Here is a 22,291-nt window from a genome sequence, read left to right on the forward strand (position 1 = left end):
CGATGCTATTCAGGCAGCCAGCCACTTCGGAGTACAAACTTTCAAGCGCTGCCGAACGGTACCCTCTCCCCTATGGGGAGAGGGTTAGGGTGAGGGGAAATACGGCTATGCCGCATCACCGCGCTTAATAGCATTAAACACCTGCGCCACTTCGGCGTTTTGCACCAGTGAATCGCGGCTAATCTCTTTAATCGATTTCGCTCCGGTTAGCGTCATGGCGACCTTCATCTCTTTCTCGACGAGATTCAACAGATTCGCTACCCCGGCCTGGCCGTGGGTCGCCAGCGCATACAGGTAAGCGCGGCCCAGCAGCACGCTATCCGCGCCCAGTGCAATCATGCGTACCACATCCAGACCGTTGCGGATTCCGCTGTCAGCGAGAATGGTGATATCCCCTTTCACTGCATCGGCAATTGCTGGCAGCGCGCGCGCGGAAGAGAGCACGCCATCTAGCTGTCGGCCTCCGTGGTTGGAAACGACGATGCCATCTGCACCAAAGCGAACCGCGTCGCGGGCATCTTCCGGGTCGAGGATCCCTTTGATCACCATTGGGCCGTCCCAGAATTCGCGGATCCACTCGAGGTCTTTCCAGGAGATAGAGGGATCGAAGTTATTCGCTAGCCAGCCGATGTAGTCTTCCAGCCCGGTTGGTTTACCCAAATAAGTGGAGATATTGCCTAAATCGTGTGGACGGCCGTTCAGACCGACGTCCCATGCCCACTGCGGATGAGTCGCCGCCTGCCAGTAGCGGCGCATAGCGGCGTTCGGGCCGCTCATCCCCGAGTGGGCATCGCGGTAGCGTGCGCCCGGCGTAGGCATATCGACGGTGAACACCAGTGTGGAACAACCGGCAGCCTTAGCGCGTTCTAGCGCATTACGCATAAAGCCACGATCGCGCAACACGTACAGCTGAAACCACATTGGGCGCTTGATAGTCGGCGCCACTTCTTCGATTGGGCACACCGATACGGTTGAGAGCGTAAAAGGAATGCCTTTGGCGTCTGCTGCTGCTGCTGCCTGTACTTCGCCGCGACGGGCGTACATACCGCACAGACCGACAGGCGCTAGCGCCACCGGCATGGAAAGCTGCTCTTTAAACAGCGTGGTTTCCAGGCTCAGATCGGACATATTTTTTAGCACCCGCTGGCGCAGCGCCACGTCAGATAAATCTTCCACGTTACGACGCAGGGTATGCTCCGCGTACGCGCCACCGTCAATATAGTGGAACAGGAACGGTGGCAGGATGCGCTGGGCGGCGGCGCGGTAGTCACTCGCGGCGGAAATAATCATGCTTTTTTCTCCCTGGAAATATCAGTGTGGTCGTCGGGCAGGCGGGTAATCCGCGCCTGGCGGGCCAGGTCTTCATCAAAACGTTTAATCGTGGTGTGGACAAACCCAAGATGCGCCATCATCGCCTGACGCGCCCCTTCGGCATCCCCGGCAGTAATGGCATTAAGGATTGCCAGATGCTGCTCGGTAAGCTTCGCAAAGACCGGTGGCACCAGATACATGCGCTCGCGGCTTTGGATCACCGAGGATTGCAGCAGATCGAAAAAGCCGCGCATGGTTTGCAGCAGCACCACGTTGTGTGACGCCTCGGCAATCGCTAGATGGAAGCGGACGTCGGCCTGTGAAGCGAGATCCGGGTCGTCACTTTGGGTGGCTTCAAAACAGAGGCGGATTTTTTCTTTATCAGCGTCGGTTGCGCGCATGGCGGCGTACCACGCGGTGCTGCCTTCGATGGCATGACGCGCTTCAAGAATGTCGAAGCTGTAGTCCGGATCGTCGGCTAGCAGGGTTCTCAGCGGCTGAACAATGTTCTGTTCAGACCAGCCTTCATGCTGCCAGCGAACGAAGGTGCCACCGCCACGACGGCTTAGCAGCAATCCCTCACTCACCAGCTTTGCCAGCGCTTCGCGCAGTGAATTGCGCGAGACGCCGAGCTGGCTTGCCAGCTTTCTTTCGGCAGGCAAACGCATGCCCGCTTCCAGCTGTTGTTCTTCAATCAGCGCCCGCACGCGGCAGGCGACATCGTCTGACAGACGTTTGGGCAGTGTTATCACGGAATCATCCACGTTAAGACATAAGCCTGCAGCGTTGTAATCACGCCCACCATGCAGGTGAATATCAGGCTGTGCTTCACGGTGAAGCGGAACAGATCGGACTCTTTACCCACCAGACCCACCGCCGCACAAGCGATAGCAATGGACTGTGGCGAAATCATTTTCCCGGTCACGCCGCCGGTAGTGTTCGCGGCAACCAGCAGCACGTCCGAGACGCCAATCTGCTGTGCGGCGGTCGCTTGCAGCGCGGCGAACAAGGCATTGGAAGAGGTATCCGAGCCGGTCAGGAACACGCCAAGCCAGCCAAGGAACGGCGAGAAAAAGGTAAATGCATGGCCGGTATGTGCCAGCGCCAGGGCTAGCGTAGAGGACAGCCCTGAGTAGTTAGAGATAAAAGCGAACGCCAGAACCATACCGATAGAGTAAATCGGCAGCGCCAGTTCTTTGAGCGTTGAACCGAAGGTGTTGATGGCATCTTTCGGTTTCATACGCAGCCAGACGATCGACAGCAGCGCGGCAAACAGGATGGCGGTACCGGTCGCGGAGAGCCAGTCAAACTTATAGACCGCCGCGTAGGCCGTGGCCTGGTTGACCACCGGCGGCATGCGCGCGACCAGCTTGTCGAGGTACGGAACCGGAATATTAATCACCAGTTCGTAAAGCGCGCCACCTGGGGCGAACAGCGCTTTGAACGGTGGAATGCTCCACAACGTCACGGTCGCGGTCAGGAACAGGAACGGTGACCAGGCGCGAATAATCTGCCCCGCGCTGTAGTGGGTCCGCGACAGGTCCATATCAACCTGTGATGCGCCTATATCACCGAAGCGGAAAATACGCACCGGCTGCCAGCGTTTAAGGAACAGCGTCAGACAAACCAGCGATACCAGGGATGAAATGATGTCTGGAAGCTCTGGACCGAGGAAGTTGGAGCTAAGATACTGCGCGATAGCGAATGAACCACCTGCCACCATCACCGCAGGCCAGGTCTCTTTAATGCCACGCCAGCCATCCATAATCGCCATGATCCAGAACAGGACGATAATGGTCAGGAACGGTAGCTGACGGCCCACCATCTGGCCGATTTCAAAGCTATCCAGCCCGGTCACCTGACCGGCAACCAGAATCGGAATCCCCATTGCGCCAAAGGCCACTGGCGCTGTGTTAACGATCAGACACAGCCCTGCCGCGTACAGCGGGTTAAAGCCGAGACCCACCAGCAGCGCGGCGGTAATCGCAACCGGTGCGCCGAATCCGGCCGCCCCTTCGAGGAATGCCCCGAAGGAGAAACCGACGATCAACATCTGCAGGCGCTGGTCGGGGGTAATGGAGAGAATTGACGAGCGGATAATGTCGAACTGCCCGGTTTTCACCGAAATTTTGTAGACGAAAACGGCGGCAATAATAATCCAGGCGATAGGCCACAGGCCGTAGAAGAAGCCGTAAACCACCGAGGCTAGCGCGCGATCGACCGGCATTTTGTAGAACAGCAGGGCGACAGCCAGCGCAATGCCGACCGTCCAGCTGGCGGCAACATAGCCTTTCAGCTTGAGCTTAATCAGTGCGAAGAAGAAGAACAGGATCGGGAGTGATGCGATTAGGCTCGATAGCCAGATATTCCCAGCCGGATCGTAGTTTTGTTGCCAGAGGCTCATGCAGGTCTCCAGGGGGCCTTACGCGCCGATCCGCGGTGAGTCTCAGCTCATCTCTGCGTCACAGTTTGTGTAAAATTGGCCCTGCCAATTGGGTTGTGTAGGGGTAATGACAACGAATGGTTAATCAGATGTTATGTATTAGCAATGGAAATGTGAGCTTTAATGATGGAATTGTGAACCAATAGCGATTTGATTGTTAAATTGGTTGGGCCAATTTGAAGGGGCAGGGAAAGGGAAAAATGTACCTTCTCCCGGGTGGGAGAAGGTCAGGGGCGGTAGAATCAGAACTCGCTTTTTGCGAACCCTGTCATCACCTGCAGACCCATTTCACGACCGAGGGCAGTCATGGGGTGCACAACAACCAGGCCACGAACGCTTTTTTTCAGTGCGCCCATGTTGGCTTGTTCTTTTTTGGTGATGGCGCGGTTGAATGGCATTTTTGCCAGCTTTTGCGCTTCTTTGCTCAGCTTTTGCGTATGCACTTCACGCAGGCGAGCAATTTCGGTTTCGAGCTTTTCTTTTTCGCTTTCCAGCTCGGCATATTTCTCCGCGCTGTCGACCAGGGACAGTGCTGCCTGCTGGTGGCGGATAGCGTCAAGCAGGTCGCTCAGGCGTTTGATTTCGTTCTTTTCGATTTCTTTCATGTTGCTGATATCTGTTAATAAAATAGACGTAATAACCCCTAGTATGCGCGTTGTCGCTCATTTCTGGTAGTTAATTATACAAATCGAGGTGGTTTCTTTGCGGTATAGTAAGCAATCTAAATATATAACATATTGAATAACATTGCGATTTCATAAAATAGTTAACTTGATCGCTTTTTTGAAAATTACTGATGTAAATTCGCACATTTTCCTCAACCCCTTTTGGCGAGATTATCCATTCTTATAGAAAGGTCTTATAAAAGGGAGGGCGCGTAATGAGCAAAATGGGTGAGAACGTCCCGCAAATCATCGATAAAGCGGTAGATTTCATGGCTTCCAGCCAGGCTTTTATGGAGTATCTACGCAAAAGGCCGTGTTCCGACCAGGTTCCTACAGAAATTCCTGAGGATAAGGCGGACATGTTTCTGGCCAGACTGGATTACTATCGAAACCTATACCGCCCTGTTGAAAGCCACCACAAATAACGCGATAAAAAGCGTCATCTGCTGGTAATGCATCCCTGCATTGCCAGCTCTAGTTGCTGCCGCCTCCAAAAATGAACATTCCTCTTTGGTATGATGGCGGAAATGACCAACGCACATTATCTTCACTAATATCAGCCTGAATAACGTGTGGCTGCCTCCCGGCTTTATCACTCTTATTAGCGTAATTCTGAGGCAAGTATGTTTCTAAACTATTTTGCGTTAGGTGTGCTGATCTTCGTCTTTCTGGTTCTGTTTTACGGAATCATCATGATTCACGATATTCCCTATACGATTGCGAAAAAGCGTAATCATCCACACGCGGATGCGATTCATACCGCCGGATGGGTAAGTCTATTTACGCTGCACGTCATTTGGCCGTTTCTATGGATTTGGGCCACGCTCTATCAGCCGGAACGAGGTTGGGGAATGCAGTCGCATATACCGTCGCCGGAGCCTGCAGCCGGAGTTGCAAAAGAGGAGACGCTGGCGCAACTTTCCCGCCGGGTCGCTGAACTGGAGCAAAAGATTGCCGAAATTCGTCCCTCAACTGATACGAACGCGCCGGAGTAATCATCATGGATCTGCTGATTGTTTTGACCTATGTCGCGCTCGCGTGGGCGGTATTTAAAATATTCCGTATTCCGGTTAACCAATGGACGCTAGCCACGGCGGCATTAGGCGGTATATTTTTGGTTAGCGGGCTTATTTTATTAATGAATTATAACCACCCATATACCTATACCGCGCAAAAAGCGGTTATCTCAATTCCCATTACGCCGCAGGTCACCGGCATTGTCAGCGAAGTCACGGATAAAAATAACCAGCTGATTAATAAAGGTGAGGTGTTATTTAAAATTGAACCCACGCGGTATCAGGCTCGGGTTGATAGACTACAGGCTGACCTGGTGACGGCCACGCACAATGTGCAGACGTTGAAAGGTCAATTATCTGAAGCGCAGGCCAACACCACCCGTGTGTCAGCGGAGCGCGATCGCCTGTACAAAGATTACCAGCGCTACCTGAAAGGCAGCCAGGCTCGGGTGAATCCGTTCTCCGAAAGCGATATTGATAATGCTCGGCAAAACTATCTGGCGCAGGATGCGATGGTCAAAGGCTCTGTGGCGGAACAGGCGCAGATACAAAGCCAGCTAGATAGCATGGTCAACGGCGAACAGTCCCAGATTGTCAGCCTGCGGGCACAGCTTGCGGAGGCGAAATATAACCTCGATCAAACCATCATCCGCGCGCCCAGTAATGGTTATGTCACCCAGGTACTTATCCGGCCTGGTACCTATGCCGCCGCGCTACCGCTGCGTCCAGTGATGGTCTTTATCCCCGAGCAGAAACGGCAAATTGTCGCTCAATTCCGGCAAAATTCGCTGCTGCGCCTTGAAGCAGGAGATGATGCGGAGGTGGTGTTTAATGCCCTTCCTGGACAGGTTTTTCACGGCAAGTTGTCGAGCATTCTGCCGGTGGTGCCGGGAGGTTCCTATCAAGCGCAGGGAGCGCTGCAGTCGTTAACGGTGATACCGGGAACGGACGGTGTACTGGCGCTGATTGATTTGGACCCGAATGCCGATGTCGATGCGCTCCCAGATGGTATTTACGCTCAGGTGGCGGTTTACTCTGACCATTTCGCCCACGTTTCGGTAATGCGTAAGGTGCTGCTGCGCATGACCAGTTGGATGCATTATCTCTATCTGGATCACTAGCCCGGTAAAAACCAGAGGGCGAATGCGGCGGCCTGAGCCATACTGATCTCTTTGTTGGCGCGAAGGAGAGAATGATGAAACTGGTCGGTAGCTACACCAGCCCTTTTGTACGCAAAATCTCGGTTCTGTTGTTGGAAAAAGGGATTGCTTTTGAATTTGTGAACGAACAACCCTACCAGGCAGAAAACGGCGTCGCGCAGTTTAACCCGCTGGGAAAAGTGCCTGCGCTGGTGACCGATGACGGCGAATGCTGGTTTGATTCTCCTATTATTGCCCAGTATATCGAGCAGCTTGGCATCGCTCCTGATATGGTACCGCGTGACCCGTTGGTGGCGCTGAAAGTCCGTCAGCTTGAAGCCCTGGCCGATGGCATTATGGATGCGGGTCTGACTTCTGTCCGCGAATTGGCGCGCCCAGCGGCGCAGCAATCGGAAGCGGAAGTGCTTCGTCAGCGACAAAAAATTAGCCGCGGCCTCGATGCGCTGGAAGGCTATCTCACCGACGGTACGTTGAAAACCGACACCCTTAATCTCGCGACCATTGCCATTGCCTGCGCAATTGGCTATCTCAACTTTCGCCGTATTGCCCCTGGCTGGTGTGTGGATCGCCCAAACCTGGTCAAACTAGCGGAAACGCTCTTCCTGCGTGAGAGCTTTGCGCGCACCGAACCGCCAAAGGCTTGATTGAACGCTATAACGCTAAGCCGTTGTACATTGTACAATCCTTTCTATGACTCCCTCCCTCTCGGTCGGGAGGGGTAACATTTAACCGTCAGGCCAATCCATGACTACCGAAAACCGTTCGCTCTACAGCCAGCTTCCTGCCACCGACCGCTTACTTCGCGATCCTGCGTTCGCCCGTTTACTTGATGCTCATGGTCATTCACAGGTGGTGGAATTACTTCGCCAGATGCAGGATGAGGCACGCCTGAGCATCCGCGAGCAGCAAACGCTGCCCGCATGGTGCGGGGATTGGGCGCAGGAGACGGCTCGCCGTTTACGCCATGATGCCCAGAGCGCGCTGCGTCCGGTGATTAACCTGACGGGAACCGTGTTGCACACCAATTTAGGGCGTGCACAGCAGTCGCATTCGGCGATTGAGGCGGTTACGCAGGCCATGCGCGACCCGGTGACGCTGGAATACGATTTGGATGGTGCGGGGCGTGGTCATCGCGATCGGCCATTGGCGGATTTACTGTGCCGATTAACCGGTGCGGAAGATGCCTGTATTGTGAATAACAATGCCGCAGCGGTGCTGTTGATGCTGGCGGCGACGGCGGCGGGCAAAGAGGTGGTGGTTTCTCGCGGTGAGCTGGTGGAGATTGGCGGTGCGTTTCGCATCCCCGACGTGATGCGTCAGGCGGGCTGCGTGCTGCACGAAGTCGGCACGACCAACCGCACACATGCCAAAGATTATCGCCAGGCGGTGAATGAAAATACGGGCCTGTTGATGAAAGTGCACACCAGCAATTACAGCATCGAAGGCTTTACCAAATCGGTGGACGAAGCCGAACTTGCGGAAATAGGCCGTGAGCTGGATGTGCCCGTCGTGGCCGATCTCGGCAGTGGTTCGCTTATCGATCTCAGCCGCTACGGCCTACCAAAAGAACCGATGCCGCAGGAGATGATTGCTGCGGGCGTAAGCCTGGTCAGCTTCTCTGGCGATAAACTGCTGGGTGGGCCGCAGGCCGGTATTATTGTCGGGAAAAAAGCGTTAATTGCCCAGCTACAGCAGCATCCGCTCAAGCGTGCGCTGAGAGCGGATAAAATGACCCTTGCCGCGCTGGAAGCCACCTTACGGCTGTATCTGCATCCTGAAAAGTTGGCGGCTGAACTGCCGACGCTGCGTCTGTTGAGCCGCAGTGCACAAGAGATCCAACTGCAGGCCGAACGCTTACGTGAACCGCTGGCTGCACGTTATGGCGATGAATTTTCCGTGCAGGTGATGCCGTGCGCGTCGCAAATTGGCAGCGGTTCGTTACCGTCAGAAAGTCTGCCCAGCGCGGCAATCGCGCTGACGCCTCATGACGGTCGGGGCAGCCAACTGGAAGCGCTGTCTACCCGCTGGCGCAGCTTGCCTATCCCGGTTATCGGGCGAATTTATGACGGTCGTCTGTGGCTGGATTTACGCTGCCTCGAAGATGAACCTCGTTTTCTGGAGATGTTGTTGAAATGATTATTGCCACCGCCGGGCACGTTGACCACGGCAAAACCACCCTGCTGCAGGCGATTACCGGAATCAATGCCGATCGTCTGCCGGAAGAGAAATCTCGCGGCATGACCATCGATTTAGGCTATGCATACTGGCCGCAGGAAGACGGGCGCGTGCTGGGTTTTATCGATGTGCCTGGGCATGAAAAATTTCTCTCAAACATGCTGGCGGGGGTTGGCGGCATCGATCATGCCCTGCTGGTGGTGGCATGTGACGATGGTGTGATGGCGCAAACCCGCGAGCATCTGGCAATCCTGCAGCTGACCGGAAACCCAACTCTCACCGTGGCGCTCACTAAAACCGATCGTGTGGATGCTGAACGCATTACTGAGGTTCGCCGTGAGATAACCGACGTTCTGCGTGAGTATGGCTTCGAAGGCGTTACCTTGTTTGACACGGCGGCGACCGAAAATATCGGTATTGAAGCACTGCGCGACCATCTGCGTCAGCTTTCCGCTCGCGAGCACCAGACGCATCAGCGTTTCCGCCTGGCGATTGACCGTGCGTTTACCGTCAAAGGGGCGGGTTTAGTCGTGACCGGTACGGCGTTGTCGGGCGATGTTCGTGTAGGCGATACGCTATGGCTGACCGGCAAGGGCGTGCCGATGCGCGTGCGCGGTCTGCATGCACAAAACCAGCCGGTCGAGCAGGCGCACGGCGGACAGCGCATTGCGCTCAATATTGTCGGCGCGGCGGAAAAAGATGACCTGAGCCGAGGCGATTGGCTGCTCTCGGAAGAGCCTCCTGCGCCGTCCGAGCGGGTGATTGTCGAGCTGCAAAGCCATATTCCGCTGAGCCAATGGCAGCCGCTGCATATCCACCATGCGGCGAGCCATATCACCGGGCGAGTCTCGCTGCTGGAGAATAATCTGGCGGAGCTGGTGCTTGATACGCCGCTGTGGCTGGCGGATAACGATCGTCTGGTGTTGCGCGATATCTCGGCCAAAGTGACGCTGGCGGGCGCTCGGGTGGTGACGCTGAATTCACCGCGTCGAGGTAAACGCAAGCCGGAGTACCTGGCGTGGATTGCCGCGCTGGCTCTTGCGAAAGATGATGTTCAGGCGCTCGCAGTGCATCTTTCCCGTGATGCAGTGAAGCTCGGTGAGTTTGGCTGGGCGCGCCAGCTGAGTCCTCTGGGGCTGCAGCAGTTGATTGCGCAGCCTGGTTTTATCCTCGCCGGTGACAGCTTGCTGGATGCGCCGTTGGCGGCACGATGGCAGCGCAAGCTATTGGACGCGCTGGCGGTTTATCACGAACAGCATAAAGACGAACCCGGCCCTGGACGTGAGCGTCTACGCCGTATTGCGCTGCCGATGGAAGAGGAAGCGCTGGTACTGACGCTGATTGAGCGGATGCGTGAAAGCGGCACCATTGCCAGCCACCACGGCTGGTTGCATCTGCCGGATCACAAAGTCGGTTTTACCGATGAGCAACGGGCTATCTGGCTGAAGGCCGAACCGCTGTTTGGCGATGAGCCGTGGTGGGTTCGAGACCTGGCGACGCAAACCGGGACGGATGAGAATACGATGCGCGTTGTGCTGCGACTGGCGGCGCAGCAGGGGATAATTACGGCCATAGTGAAAGATCGTTATTATCGTAATGATCGTATTGTGGCGTTTGCTAGCATGATTCGCGAACTCGATCTGGAAAAGGGATCGACCTGCGCGGCCGATTTCCGTGACAAACTGAATGTGGGTCGTAAATTAGCCATTCAGATCCTGGAGTATTTTAACCGCATTGGTTTCACGCGTCGCCGTGGAAATGATCATTTATTGCGCGATGCATTACTCTTCCCGGATAATAAAAATTAACAATTAATGTAAGAAATATATCAATCTAAATACAAAAATATATTAATTAATAATCAGCACGTTAGGAATGTTAACCTAGCGTGCTTTTTATTTTATCGAAGGCCGAAAATGCAATCGTGATCATATTTTCACATTCTCTATTCCTCTACCCTCGTGGCCTGCTTATTAAATAAAGGAACTATCATGGCTGCATCCACTTTCTTCATTCCATCAGTGAACGTTATCGGTAATGGCGCATTAAAAGACGCAATGAATACAATGAAGGAATATGGCTATCGCCGAGCCTTAATTGTGACCGACGCAGTGCTAAATAAGCTGGGCGTTGTGGGCGATATTCAAAAACGCCTTCAGGAATATGACATTCAGAGCGTCGTTTTTGATGGAACGCATCCGAACCCAACCACGGTCAACGTTGAGGACGGTCTGAAGCTGCTTCGTGCCCATGATTGTGACTGTGTGATTTCACTGGGTGGCGGTTCTCCGCACGACTGCGCAAAAGGTATCGCGCTGGTTGCTGCTAACGGTGGTGATATCCGCGATTACGAAGGCGTTGACCGCTCTGCAAAACCGCAGCTGCCGATGATTGCCATTAACACCACGGCGGGTACGGCATCCGAGATGACCCGTTTTTGCATCATCACCGACGTGACGCGTCATATCAAAATGGCGATTGTTGATAAGCACGTAACGCCTGTTCTGTCCGTCAACGACTCCTCCCTGATGGAAGGGATGCCGAAAGGGCTGACCGCAGCGACCGGTATGGATGCATTGACCCACGCCATTGAAGCCTATGTGTCCACTGCGGCGACTCCGATTACCGATGCCTGTGCGCTGAAAGCGGTCACGATGATTGTCGAAAATCTGCCAACAGCGGTGGAAAATGGCAGCAACAGCGAAGCGCGTGAAGCGATGGCCTATGCGCAGTTCCTGGCGGGAATGGCGTTCAACAACGCATCGCTGGGTTATGTCCATGCGATGGCGCACCAGTTGGGCGGTTTCTACGATCTGCCGCACGGCGTATGCAATGCGGTTCTGCTACCGCACGTACAGGTGTTCAACAGCAAAGTGGCAGCCGCGCGTCTGCGTGACTGCGGCCAGGCGATGGGCATTGATGTGAGTGCAATGAGCAACGAGCAGGGCGCTCAAGCCTGTATCGATGCCATTCGTAAACTGGCGCGTCAGGTGAACATTCCGGCAGGTCTGCGCGATCTGAACGTGAAGGAAGAGGATATCTCCATTCTGGCGACCAATGCGCTGAAAGATGCCTGTGGCTTTACCAACCCGATTCAGGCCACGCATGACGAAATCATGGCGATTTTCCGCGCGGCAATGTAATTAACCGCGAAGAACGAAACGGCCTACAAATCCGGTGATTTTGTAGGCCGTATTAGATGGTGTTTCCATCACGCCTTGTTCTCAAATCCTGCACGTAGCCACGGGGTAATCGTCACCCCCGTCAGTAAACCTTCAGGGCTCAACAATCGCGTCACCGATTGTCCCCACGGTTCCACACGGTTAGCGATTAACAATGTATAACCCTGAGTCAGCAGTACTTGGGTGGCGGCTTCAATATCTCGAACTTCAAACTCAATCCATGCTTGAGGGATTGGCAGATCTGCAGGCCACAGTTCCTGACCAAAGCACGACGTTGCGGCCTGTGACAGCGGCCAAAGCGCAAAATGTTTCACGCCCTTGAGTTGGTCGACATCGGTCAGAAGGTACTCCTCGTTCCCTTCCATTGCTTTGAGCGGGAGACCTAACGCGGTCTGGTAAAACGCCGTGCTGATCTCGGTGTTGCGTGTGATAGGGCCAAAGCCGGCGACAAACAGCACCTCAACGCCGGGAATTTCATGTTCCATACTGACTCCTTGAAAGGGGCCGCGGATAACGTGACCGCAGTCGTAAAGCTGTAACCCATTGGCGAATATTTCGCCAGGCCAGTCTACCTTTGTAGTATTCCCACAGCAAGGAGATGGTCATGACCAATAACCCCCCTTCATCACGTATCCAGCCCGGTGAATATGGTTTCCCCTTTAAATTAAAAGCGCGCTACGACAACTTTATCGGCGGAGATTGGGTGGCTCCGGTTGATGGCGAATACTATAAAAACCTCACCCCCGTTACCGGCCAGCTTTTATGCGAAGTGGCCTCGTCAGGGACGCGAGATATCGACCTGGCGCTGGATGCTGCACACCGCGCAAAAGACAAATGGGCGCAGACCTCTGTACAGGATCGCGCTGCGGTTCTGTTGAAAATCGCCGACCGCATGGAGCAAAACCTGGCGCTTTTAGCCACGGCTGAAACCTGGGATAACGGTAAACCGATTCGGGAAACCAACGGCGCTGATGTGCCGCTGGCCATCGACCACTTCCGCTATTTTGCATCCTGTATCCGCGCGCAGGAGGGCGGCATTAGTGAAGTCGACAAGGACACCGTGGCTTATCACTTCCATGAACCGCTGGGCGTGGTGGCGCAGATTATTCCGTGGAACTTCCCGCTACTGATGGCGAGCTGGAAAATGGCGCCCGCGCTGGCGGCAGGTAACTGTATCGTGCTTAAACCCGCGCGGTTAACGCCGCTGTCCGTTCTGCTGCTGATGGAGATTATTGGTGATTTGCTGCCGCCGGGCGTGGTGAACGTGGTGAACGGCGCGGGTGGAGAAATCGGCGAATATCTGGCGACCTCAAAACGTATCGCCAAAGTTGCGTTTACCGGATCGACGGAAGTCGGCCAGCAAATCATGCAATACGCTACCCAAAACATCATTCCGGTGACTCTGGAGCTGGGCGGAAAATCGCCAAATATTTTCTTCGCCGATGTGATGGATGAGGAAGATACCTTCTTTGATAAAGCGCTGGAGGGTTTTGCTCTGTTTGCGTTTAACCAGGGTGAAGTCTGTACTTGTCCAAGCCGTGCGCTGGTGCATGAATCGATCTACGACCGGTTTATGGAGCGAGCCATTCGCCGGGTCGAGCGAATCCGTAGCGGAAACCCGCTGGATGCGGTGACGCAGATGGGCGCGCAGGTATCGCAGGGGCAGATGGAAACCATCCTCAACTACATTGATATTGGTAAAAAAGAAGGCGCGGATGTGTTGACCGGTGGGCGGCGCAAGCATCTGGAAGGCGAACTGAAAGAGGGCTATTACCTTGAGCCAACGATCTTGTTTGGTAAAAACAATATGCGCGTCTTTCAGGAGGAGATTTTTGGCCCGGTGCTGGCGGTGACGACCTTCAAAACCGTGGAAGAGGCATTGGCTCTGGCGAACGACACACAATATGGCCTGGGAGCAGGCGTCTGGAGTCGTAACGGTAATCTGGCGTACAAAGTAGGGCGCGGGATTCAGGCTGGGCGCGTGTGGACCAACTGCTATCATGCCTACCCTGCGCATGCGGCCTTTGGCGGCTATAAACAGTCCGGTATCGGTCGCGAAACCCACAAAATGATGCTGGAACATTACCAACAGACGAAATGCCTGCTGGTGAGCTATTCGGATAAACCGTTGGGATTGTTCTAAGTGAAGTACGGGCCCGGTCACGTGCTGTTGATCGGGCCTGCTGTTTAATCAAATGTTTTGACCTGCAGCGGTCGGAAGCGGCTGTAAATCCACAGGCCGAGGCAGATGATCGAGCCCAAAAATGCCGTAAAGAATACCGTGACCATCAGGCCGCTAAACAGCGCTACTGGCAGAGCAAGAATGCCGTGGATAGACTCATTGTTCCACTTCACCATATCGTAGCCAAAAATCCCCATCACGCCGCAAAACAGGCTAAAAATCAGCATAGGCACCGCAAGGCCGATGAGCATCAGGCGGTAGATGACGGAGGCTTTGACGCGTTTGATACTGAAGGCTGGCTGGACATCCTTGCTCATACTGATTCCTCAATGGCGATGGTTAACTTTCTCTCTGCATCATGGAGGAATCTTTTTGGCCCGGCAAGAGGATCCTACCGGGCTTCGTAGGGGATTATTTCCCTTCATTTACCCAAATGCGCATCTCTCCCTCCCCACGATTGGCCCAGCTAAACCAAGGGATAAAAGTCAGGGTCTGTTCTTGTGACGTCGTGGGGGCGGTGTCGTAATGCCACAGTGATTGCCGCTCCGGGTGGCTGGCAGTGCGCTTAACGCCCTGCGCCTGTAGCAGCACTTTGTGGGCAAAAATACCTTTGCCTTCGCGTTCAGAGAACTGAGCGTTTTCCGGCAGCCACAGATTATGCAGTTCTTCGCCGTTGTCAGCCTGCTCCAGACAGTAAACCAACGGCCCACGCTGAATCGCCACTTTCCCGGCGACGTGGCGAACCAGCGGGTTACCATAAACCCGGCGCACGGGCATCGGCAACGTGAGGGTTAAGGTATCACCCTCAAGCCAGGTTCGATTGATATGCAGATACCCTTTCTTCACTGTCCCCGCGACATCGCGGCCATTTAGCGCAACATGTGGATGCGTACACCAATCCGGCAGACGCAGCGCCAGCGTGTGGTTAATCGGATCCGGGGAATCAATCACGATCTTGACCTGATCCCGCCACGGATAGTTGCCGCTGATGCGCAGTCGCAGCGTCTGTTCGCCTACCGGTACTTCAGTGCTGTTGCCGATATAGAGATTAATAAACAGCGCGTCATCACGCTGGGTGTAGATGTAGTGGCCAATCGAAGTTAGTACGCGCGCGATGTTCGGCGGGCAGCAGGCGCAGCCAAACCAGCGCTGGCGGACCGGCTTCACGTGATCGTAGATGTGATTAAACTTCAGCGTTTTGGGGTGAACTTCCAGCGGGTTCACATAGAAGAAGTGCTTACCATCCAGCGCCATACCGCCGAGCACGGTGTTATATAGCGCGCGCTCCATCACGTCGGCGTACTGGCTGTCGCCTTCCATTTCCAGCATCCGGCGGGCAAACATCATCAGACCAATCGATGCGCAGCTTTCGGCATAGACCGTGTCGTTCGGCAGGTCATAGTCGCTGCTAAAAGCTTCACCACTACTCTGAGAACCAATGCCGCCGGTAATGTAGAGCTGACGCTGGGCCATGTTATTCCACAGCCGTAGACAGTCCTGGCGTTTGTTTTCATCGTTGCTCAAACGGGCGAGGTGCGCCACGCCGGTCATCAGGTAGACAAACCGTACCGCGTGGCCGATAGCAGTTTGCTGCTCGGCAATTGGCTGGTGCGCCTGGCTGTAGGGCTTATCCTTCACCATCCACGCGGTGCCGTAGGTGTTCCAGTGGGAGGTTTTACCGCGCTTTTCATACTCATGGTCGTAGAAGTGTGGCTGTTTACCGCGCTCTTCAACAAAGTAGTTTACCAGCGCCAGGTAGCGGGGTTCCTGCGTGACTTCGTATAGGCGCATCAACGCCAGCTCAATCTCCGGGTGACCCGGATAACCGTGGATCTGGTTCTCGCCGGTGCCGAAGACCTGATAGATGTGGTCGGACAGGCGGCAGACGACCTCCAGCAAACGCCGCTTTCCGGTCGCCTGGAAGAAGGCGACACCGGCTTCAATCATATGGCCTGCGCAGTAGAGTTCGTGGCATTCGGCCAGATTGGTCCAGCGATCCTGTGGGGCCTTGACCGTAAAATAGGTATTGAGATAGCCATCGTCACACTGGGCGGCGGCCACCAGTTCAATCACTTCGTCGGCCGTTTTCTCTAACTCGGCATCCGGCTTCTGGCACAGCGACCAGGCAACTGCTTCCAGCCATTTCGCCACGTCGCTGTCCTGAAATACCATCCCGTAAAACTCACCGCTTTGCAGACCTGCGGCGATGCGGAAGTTTTCAATCGCGTGGCTCGGTTCAGCGTCGTCAATACGATCATTGAGTGCATCCCACTGATAGGGGATCACCACATCGCGAACCAGCTGTTGATACTGGGCGAAAAACGGGTCGTTCACTTTTAACGTATGCAGACTGACTTCCATAACGGACATGACAAACTCCTCAAGACTGAACGTGACGGGCGCGAAGGTCGGTAGCGATACGCGCCATCATAGGATTATTGAGCCGGCAGGCGCGGATCGAGAACGCTAGCAGCAGGTGGAAGAGGGCGGGCAGCAGGGTTTCCATGGTGGTGATCCCGGCCAGCGATGCGGCGGTTTGATTTCCTGCGCCCGGCTGATAGGCCACATAAATAAAGACCAGGCTGATAATGCCGGCGCTTGAGGCCCAGGCGAGCTTGATGAAAAACAGGTTAAAGGCGAAGTTCATGCCGGATGAGCGAACGCCGGTTTTCCACTCGCCGTAGTCATCAGAGAAGGCCATCAATGAGAAGTGTAGCGGCAGCGTAAAGCCGAGAATAATGCCGTTGCCGAGAATGATGACCAGCCAGAGCGTCTGATACGCCGGCCCGGTAGGTAAGAACCACATACCCACGGCGAGTGCAGCCAGTATCAGGTTGGTGTAGTAGTAAAGTTTGACGGTATCAAAGCGGCGAGAGAGCAGGTTGATGATCACCGACCCAAAAATGGAGGCAAAGGTCACCATCGTGAAGAATAGCGAGGTGTAACCAGTGGAGCCGCCCAGCACGTAGGTGATGAAGTACATGTAGCCGCCGCCGCGAATATTAAAGACGTTGATCAGCAGGAATGACATCACCAGCATGAGCAACAGCTGGTCATTTTTACGCAGCCCGGCAATGTGCTCACGAAGGGTAAATTTCCCCATCATATCCAAAGACACACGCTCGCGAACCCAGAAGAAACAGCACAGGAACATGACCGCAGCAATCGCACAGAGCACGCCGACGCCGTATTGATAACCCTGTGCGGTATTGCCCTGGCCGAGCGCTTTAACCAGCCAGGGCAGGCCAACGGAGACCAGAAAACCCGCTACGCCGCACAGCACGAAACGCCAGGCCTGGCAGGAGATGACTTCGCTGTGGCGCGTGGTCATGGTGTTGATGAGCGCGCAGTAGGGAACGTTGATAGCGGTATAGCTCACCGACAGCAGTAAATACGTTCCAAAGGCCCAGGCGATTTTGACCCCCATGCTGGCGTCCGGGACAGTAAAGGTCAGCACGCCAATAATGGCAATGGGGACAGCAATCCACAGTTGCCAGGGGCGGAAGCGTCCCCAGCGGCTCTGGGTACGGTCGGCAAGTACGCCCATGATGGGGTCGGAAATGGCGTCGAATACGCGCAGTACCAGGAATAGGGTACCGACCAGTGCCGGCGTGAGGCCGAAGACATCGGTATAGAAAAAAGTCAGAAAATTCATGATGAGGCAGGTAATAACGGTACCGCCTGCATCACCGAGACCGTAGCCGATTTTTTCCCGAATCGACAGTTTATCGTCCAGTGAACCCGGCACAATCTCGCTGGTGGTTATGGGTGTAGCGGTCATGGGGTGCTCCTCGCAATGTGGAGATGGCTCTTTTCAGTAGGGTTATTTTTGTAATGTCATGACCTGTTTAATTTTGCCTGGAAAAGGATGACCAACAAGGTCATAAAGAAGTATAAAAAGAGGGTAATTCCGACTTCATAATAAAAGTGTGAAGGCGATCGGGTGTAAATCTATTTATCGTTAATAATCAAATGGAAGATGTATTTTTGTTTCATGAATAAGCGGGATTTTTAATATTTATGCTCAATCTATCCATAGCGCTTCCGATTAAGGTTCAAAACGGCGGTTTATTTATATCCCGAGGTGTTGGCCGCCACCCTGCACGCCGGTTGCGCTCTTGGGAGATTATTTTTGTCGAAAAGGGGACATTAACGATCCAGGAAGAGGAGCGTATTTTTCATGTTTGTGCTGGTGATAGCTTGCTGCTGTGGCCGGGGCGTCGACATGTTGGCGTTGAGGATTTCCCGACAGACCTCAAATTCTATTGGCTGCATTTTGAAGTGACCGCGCCGACGACGCCGCATCCGCTATTAACCCAGCTTGCGATTCCCCAGCAGACCACGTTGCATGACCCGCAGTATTTAGTGGCTCTATTTCGGCAGTTCCTCAACGAGCAGGAAAAAATTCAGCGTAATGCTTCACTCGAGTTTATTTTGTTGCTGATTTTGCAGCATATTTCTTTATCGGCACAAACTGAGGAGACGAAGGATGAAGGCGGCGCGGCCTTGGCGTGGCGTGCCCAACAGCTGATTCGAACTCGCTACCATTTACCGCTCTCGACTTCGATGCTGGCGAAAGAGCTGCATTGCAATGCCGACTATCTGGGGAGAGTTTACCGGCGGGTGTTCCATCTGACGTTAACGGAAGCCATTCATCGCCAGCGGGTGCGGGCAGCGGAAAAACTCTTGAGTCACCATGCGCGTTCGCTCAAGGAGGTGGCGGAGCAGTGCGGGTTCGCTGATGTGGGGTATTTCCGTCAGATCTTCCGTAAACATACCGGACTGACGCCCGCCGCGTGGAAGCGGCGGTATTGTAAGGAGCACATCAATTCGGCCTGAGGCAAATGCCTGAATGGTTTGTGGCAATGAACAAAAAACGTGCCGGACCCCCGTCGGATCAAAGCAGGGTCATGGCGAGCTCTGGCACTCTTAGCGTTTATCCCCCACAGCGGAGTGGAGAATGAACCCGTTTATTGTCGCTGATTCCCTGAAGTGTATTGGTTGCCGGACCTGTGAAGTGGCCTGCGTGGTGGCCCATCAGGCACAGCAGGCGTGCGCGAGCGTATCGCGGGACGCATTCGTTCCGCGTATTCGCGTGGTGAAGGGCAATATCTTTTCGACCGCGGTCACCTGCCATCACTGTGAAGATGCACCGTGTAGCAACGTCTGCCCAACCGGTGCAATTACCCGGGAAGCGGGCGACGTTCGGGTTGAGCAGTCGCGCTGTATCGGATGTAAGAGCTGCATGCTGGCATGCCCATTTGGCGCGATGACCGTGACTATCCAACAGTCACGGCCGCAGGCTATCAAATGTGATTTATGTCGCCATCGTGAGGAAGGACCGGCCTGCGTAGCGGCTTGCCCAACTCAGGCGTTGGCCTGCGTTGATGTTGGGCAAACTGCCGTGCCGAAATTAATGTAGATTGTTGAAGTTCCAGCTTAAGGTCAGGCTATATCGCCAGTCGCGTTTGTGGGTATCGGTTGGTAGATCGCCGACCGGTCGCGCGGCTTCGACCGTCAGGCTGTAGTGCTTGTTATCGCCAAACATAATACCGGTAGCGACGGAGGCGAGCCGTTGATGTGGCAATCCGGGTGAGTTAAACCAGGTCTGTGCGGTATCAGCCAGTATGTAGGGCTGAACGGTCGCAACCCAGGTGCTCTCTTTACGTTGGTGAAGATAGCGCAGTTCAACCTGCCCACCGTAGCCATAATCGCCACTGGCCTCGCCGTCCTGATAACCGCGACCAAAGCGCTGAGCACCAAAGCTTACGCGTTCGGGTTCCGGCAGATCGTTGTCAGACCAATCACCCTCCATTGACGTCGACAGACGCCAGGTATCCGTCACCATCCAGGCCGCGTCGATATTGCTTTTCCACAGCGTAAACGACAGGTCGTTGCCTTGAATTGGCGCGGCGTCGGCCAGCGATCCGGCATTCACCCCCTGACGCAGTGTCAGCTTACCGTTGATACTGGCGCGCTCAAACGCCTGAAAGCCGCTCATGCCAAATTCCAGCGCCGGGTAACGTACGTGCGTTTTTTGTGTCACTGTGCCGAGTGTTTCATCGTTTACGATAACGCGTATGTTGTTATCGTTGCGGCGATCGGTGTAATCCATCCCACCGTTAACGCTGAGTTGCTGTTTGCCGGTAAGGATAATGGGGTAACTAAAGGTCGCACCACCGTTGTATTGGGTTGTTTCCTGCCGGGAGTCGAGATAGCCGTTGGTAAAATTCAGTAGGCGCGAGTAGTCACGAGGATCATCACGATAAAAGCTACCTTTAAGCTGCATCATCAGTCCCTCGTCGCTGAGAAACTGTTGGTAGTTCAACCCGAGATAAGATTTTCGCGTCGAGCTATCCAGCGGAATCAGCGTCGCGACACCTAATTGATCACCATAGCTGGTCAGGTTGCTGAGCGAACCGTTGACGAAAGCTAAGTTCTGATTTCGGCGGGTGTCGAGTGTTGATGAAATGTCCCAGATATGCGGTTGATTACTGACGGCCTGCATGGCCGCGGCACCGTAAATATTCTGCGGCAGTTGGGCATTCGCGTCGACGGTGGTGCCGGGGGTGCGCGTCATCAGCTGGGTATAGCGGTCAAAAGTGGCCTGGGTAAGCGGTTTTTCCGCCATGATTTTGGCGGCTAGCCGCTTTAGGCGCTCTGCAATATTGGGATTGTTACTCTTAATATCGCTGTGGGCCACGTAACCTTCGACCAGGACTATCTTGATCGTGCCGCCTGCAAAATTGTTATCCGGTAGCCAGGCATAAGAAAGCGGGTAACCATCGGCCCGATAACGCAAGGTAATATCGTTTACAATTCCCGTAATGGTTTTTAAAGGGACCTGTTTATGTGCATAGGGGGCAAAAGGCTGTAATAATTCTTTTAATGGATAAACTGTGCCACCAATAAATTGAATATGATCGACTTTAATCAGCGTGTCGGGGGTTAATTTATTTTGGGGAACGCTGACAGTTAAACTTGGCGCGGTGGCAGGGGGGGCCTGCGGAGTACTATTATGCTCCGCTTTGGCTGGGTTATTTGGGTCAATTAACGCGGGTAATGTGTCGGCTCTGGCCATATTAAGCAGAGCGACCCCCGATAGCGCATAAACCAGGGTAGTTTTCATGACGCATTCCTTGTGTATTTTATTGTTCAAGGATGATTATTGTTATTCTGCTGAAAAACGTGCCCCCATTGCGGGGGCACGGAAGGCATTAATAAATATATAGCTTATTTTTTACCGGTTAACCCACCGAGCAAACCCGTGACGCCACCGAGAGGGTTTGTGGTCGTGGTGCTGCTGCCGGTAGTACTCGTGCTAGCACTGGCATTAGCGCTGGCACTTGCTGAGGTACTGACGTTAAGGCTGCCGGTCAGCGAGCTGACGGTGCTATTCAGCGTTGAGCCAAGAGAGTTGTTCGCCAGCAAGCCGCCGCTGCCTGTTTGTGTACCGGTAGGTTTAACCAGCCCACCTGCATCGGTGACAACGTTGCCGACGCTGGAGACCACCTGACCGACGCCACTCAGCGCTGGAGAGGAGGTGCCGACCTGGTTACCGACGCCGCTGACGGTAGTGCCTACCTGGGTCAGCAAGCCGTTAACTGGCGTACCAAGACCCGTAGTTGTACCGACGCCTTGCGTCACGCCCTGTACGCCGCCCAGCGTGTTATTGACGACAGATGTGACGCCCGTCGTTGCCGCTGTCACTCCTGGGCTCTGCAGCGTGCTGGTCAAGCCGTTACCGGTGCCGCTGACAATTTGACCTGCACTATTGACGACGTTGCCGACCACACCGGTAACCCCGCCGACAGGAGTACCCGATGTGCTGGTCGAGAGGTTATTACCCACGGTGGACACGGTATTCCCCAACACGGTGACGGTACTGGTTGTCCCCTGTAGGGTTGTCCCGACACCGTTCGCATTAGACGAATTGCCAACACCATTGGTGACACCTGTCCCCAGCGTGTCGACAGCGTTACCGACGCCGCTCACGGTGGTTGAAATCGTTGAAGTCACCGGATTGTTGCCGGTGCTGGTCGCCAACTGGCTGCCAAGACCGCCCAGCGTATCACCTACGCCTGAGACCGCCGTTCCGGCGTCGCCAAGAATGTTGTTACCGGCGTTGCTCGCAGTGCTGCCACCACCAGTACCACC

20 protein-coding genes are annotated in these 22,291 nt (G+C 54.5%); 10 read left to right on the plus strand and 10 right to left on the minus strand.

The window, feature by feature from the left end; translation table 11 throughout:
* Positions 1-105: 105 nt before the first annotated feature.
* From lldD to KP80_RS06400, 4 genes are all read right to left on the minus strand, one after another.
* Complete coding sequence (lldD, locus tag KP80_RS06385) at positions 106-1,290, minus strand: FMN-dependent L-lactate dehydrogenase LldD (protein ID WP_052282757.1); 1,185 nt, start codon at positions 1,288-1,290, stop codon at positions 106-108.
* Entirely contained in the window at positions 1,287-2,063 is a 777-nt protein-coding gene (gene lldR / locus KP80_RS06390) for a transcriptional regulator LldR (RefSeq protein WP_052282758.1), read from the minus strand. The genes lldD and lldR overlap by 4 nt, the downstream gene beginning before the upstream one ends.
* The gene (gene lldP, locus KP80_RS06395) at positions 2,060-3,715 is read right to left on the minus strand and encodes an L-lactate permease (RefSeq protein ID WP_052282759.1); all 1,656 of its coding nucleotides are present in this window, start codon (positions 3,713-3,715) and stop codon (positions 2,060-2,062) included. Before lldP ends, lldR begins: the two co-directional genes overlap by 4 nt.
* Positions 3,716-3,996: 281 nt before the next feature.
* A complete protein-coding gene (locus KP80_RS06400; RefSeq protein ID WP_052282760.1) occupies positions 3,997-4,359 on the minus strand; it encodes a YibL family ribosome-associated protein in 363 nt (120 codons plus the stop codon).
* Positions 4,360-4,634: 275 nt separating this feature from the next.
* On the opposite strand from KP80_RS06400, the gene KP80_RS06405 reads away from it, so the two are divergent.
* The 7 genes from KP80_RS06405 to yiaY all read left to right on the plus strand — a co-directional run bounded on the left by KP80_RS06405 (position 4,635) and on the right by yiaY (position 11,913).
* Positions 4,635-4,844 (plus strand): hypothetical protein, encoded by a 210-nt coding sequence (locus KP80_RS06405; RefSeq protein ID WP_052282761.1) that lies wholly within the window; start codon positions 4,635-4,637, stop codon positions 4,842-4,844.
* A gap of 198 nt (positions 4,845-5,042) precedes the next feature.
* Positions 5,043-5,414, plus strand: coding sequence for a DUF3302 domain-containing protein (locus KP80_RS06410; RefSeq protein WP_052282762.1), 372 nt, complete (start codon positions 5,043-5,045; stop codon positions 5,412-5,414).
* A 5-nt stretch (positions 5,415-5,419) separates the two neighbouring features.
* Complete coding sequence (locus KP80_RS06415) at positions 5,420-6,556, plus strand: HlyD family secretion protein (protein ID WP_052282763.1); 1,137 nt, start codon at positions 5,420-5,422, stop codon at positions 6,554-6,556.
* Positions 6,557-6,630: 74 nt separating this feature from the next.
* Entirely contained in the window at positions 6,631-7,239 is a 609-nt protein-coding gene (locus KP80_RS06420) for a glutathione S-transferase (protein ID WP_052282764.1), read from the plus strand.
* 100 nt (positions 7,240-7,339) lie between these two features.
* Entirely contained in the window at positions 7,340-8,731 is a 1,392-nt protein-coding gene (gene selA, locus KP80_RS06425; protein WP_052282765.1) for an L-seryl-tRNA(Sec) selenium transferase, read from the plus strand.
* Positions 8,728-10,578, plus strand: coding sequence for a selenocysteine-specific translation elongation factor (selB, locus tag KP80_RS06430; protein WP_052282766.1), 1,851 nt, complete (start codon positions 8,728-8,730; stop codon positions 10,576-10,578). The genes selA and selB overlap by 4 nt, the downstream gene beginning before the upstream one ends.
* A 183-nt stretch (positions 10,579-10,761) precedes the next feature.
* Positions 10,762-11,913 (plus strand): L-threonine dehydrogenase, encoded by a 1,152-nt coding sequence (gene yiaY, locus KP80_RS06435; protein WP_052282767.1) that lies wholly within the window; start codon positions 10,762-10,764, stop codon positions 11,911-11,913.
* 68 nt (positions 11,914-11,981) lie between these two features.
* On the opposite strand, the gene KP80_RS06440 is transcribed toward yiaY, so the two are convergent.
* Positions 11,982-12,437, minus strand: coding sequence for a glyoxalase/bleomycin resistance/dioxygenase family protein (locus tag KP80_RS06440; RefSeq protein ID WP_052282768.1), 456 nt, complete (start codon positions 12,435-12,437; stop codon positions 11,982-11,984).
* Positions 12,438-12,556: 119 nt separating this feature from the next.
* Here KP80_RS06440 and KP80_RS06445 point away from each other — a divergent pair, with 119 nt between their 5' ends.
* Positions 12,557-14,095, plus strand: a complete 1,539-nt coding sequence (locus tag KP80_RS06445) for an aldehyde dehydrogenase family protein (protein WP_052282769.1) — start codon at positions 12,557-12,559, stop codon at positions 14,093-14,095.
* A 44-nt stretch (positions 14,096-14,139) separates the two neighbouring features.
* On the opposite strand, the gene KP80_RS06450 is transcribed toward KP80_RS06445, so the two are convergent.
* From KP80_RS06450 to KP80_RS06460, 3 genes are all read right to left on the minus strand, one after another.
* Positions 14,140-14,451 (minus strand): hypothetical protein, encoded by a 312-nt coding sequence (locus KP80_RS06450; RefSeq protein ID WP_052282770.1) that lies wholly within the window; start codon positions 14,449-14,451, stop codon positions 14,140-14,142.
* A 94-nt stretch (positions 14,452-14,545) separates the two neighbouring features.
* Positions 14,546-16,504, minus strand: a complete 1,959-nt coding sequence (locus KP80_RS06455; RefSeq protein ID WP_052282771.1) for a glycoside hydrolase family 127 protein — start codon at positions 16,502-16,504, stop codon at positions 14,546-14,548.
* 10 nt (positions 16,505-16,514) lie between these two features.
* Entirely contained in the window at positions 16,515-17,915 is a 1,401-nt protein-coding gene (locus tag KP80_RS06460; RefSeq protein ID WP_052282772.1) for an MFS transporter, read from the minus strand.
* Positions 17,916-18,154: 239 nt separating this feature from the next.
* Here KP80_RS06460 and KP80_RS06465 point away from each other — a divergent pair, with 239 nt between their 5' ends.
* Both KP80_RS06465 and KP80_RS06470 read left to right on the plus strand, forming a co-directional pair.
* Positions 18,155-18,973 carry an AraC family transcriptional regulator gene (locus tag KP80_RS06465; protein WP_052282773.1) on the plus strand — a complete coding sequence of 273 codons (819 nt, stop codon included), beginning with the start codon at positions 18,155-18,157 and terminating at the stop codon, positions 18,971-18,973.
* A 121-nt stretch (positions 18,974-19,094) separates the two neighbouring features.
* Positions 19,095-19,556: a 4Fe-4S dicluster domain-containing protein gene (locus KP80_RS06470; protein ID WP_052282774.1), complete on the plus strand. Its 462-nt coding sequence runs from the start codon at positions 19,095-19,097 to the stop codon at positions 19,554-19,556.
* On the opposite strand, the gene KP80_RS06475 is transcribed toward KP80_RS06470, so the two are convergent.
* Complete coding sequence (locus KP80_RS06475) at positions 19,548-21,263, minus strand: ShlB/FhaC/HecB family hemolysin secretion/activation protein (RefSeq protein ID WP_052282775.1); 1,716 nt, start codon at positions 21,261-21,263, stop codon at positions 19,548-19,550. The genes KP80_RS06470 and KP80_RS06475 overlap by 9 nt on opposite strands.
* Positions 21,264-21,367: 104 nt before the next feature.
* Positions 21,368-22,291 (minus strand): collagen-like triple helix repeat-containing protein (locus tag KP80_RS06480; RefSeq protein ID WP_331456495.1); only part of this gene is annotated, 924 nt, incomplete at its 5' end.

Source organism: Kluyvera genomosp. 1 (assembly GCF_001266615.1).
GTDB classification, from domain to species: domain Bacteria; phylum Pseudomonadota; class Gammaproteobacteria; order Enterobacterales; family Enterobacteriaceae; genus Kluyvera; species Kluyvera cryocrescens_A.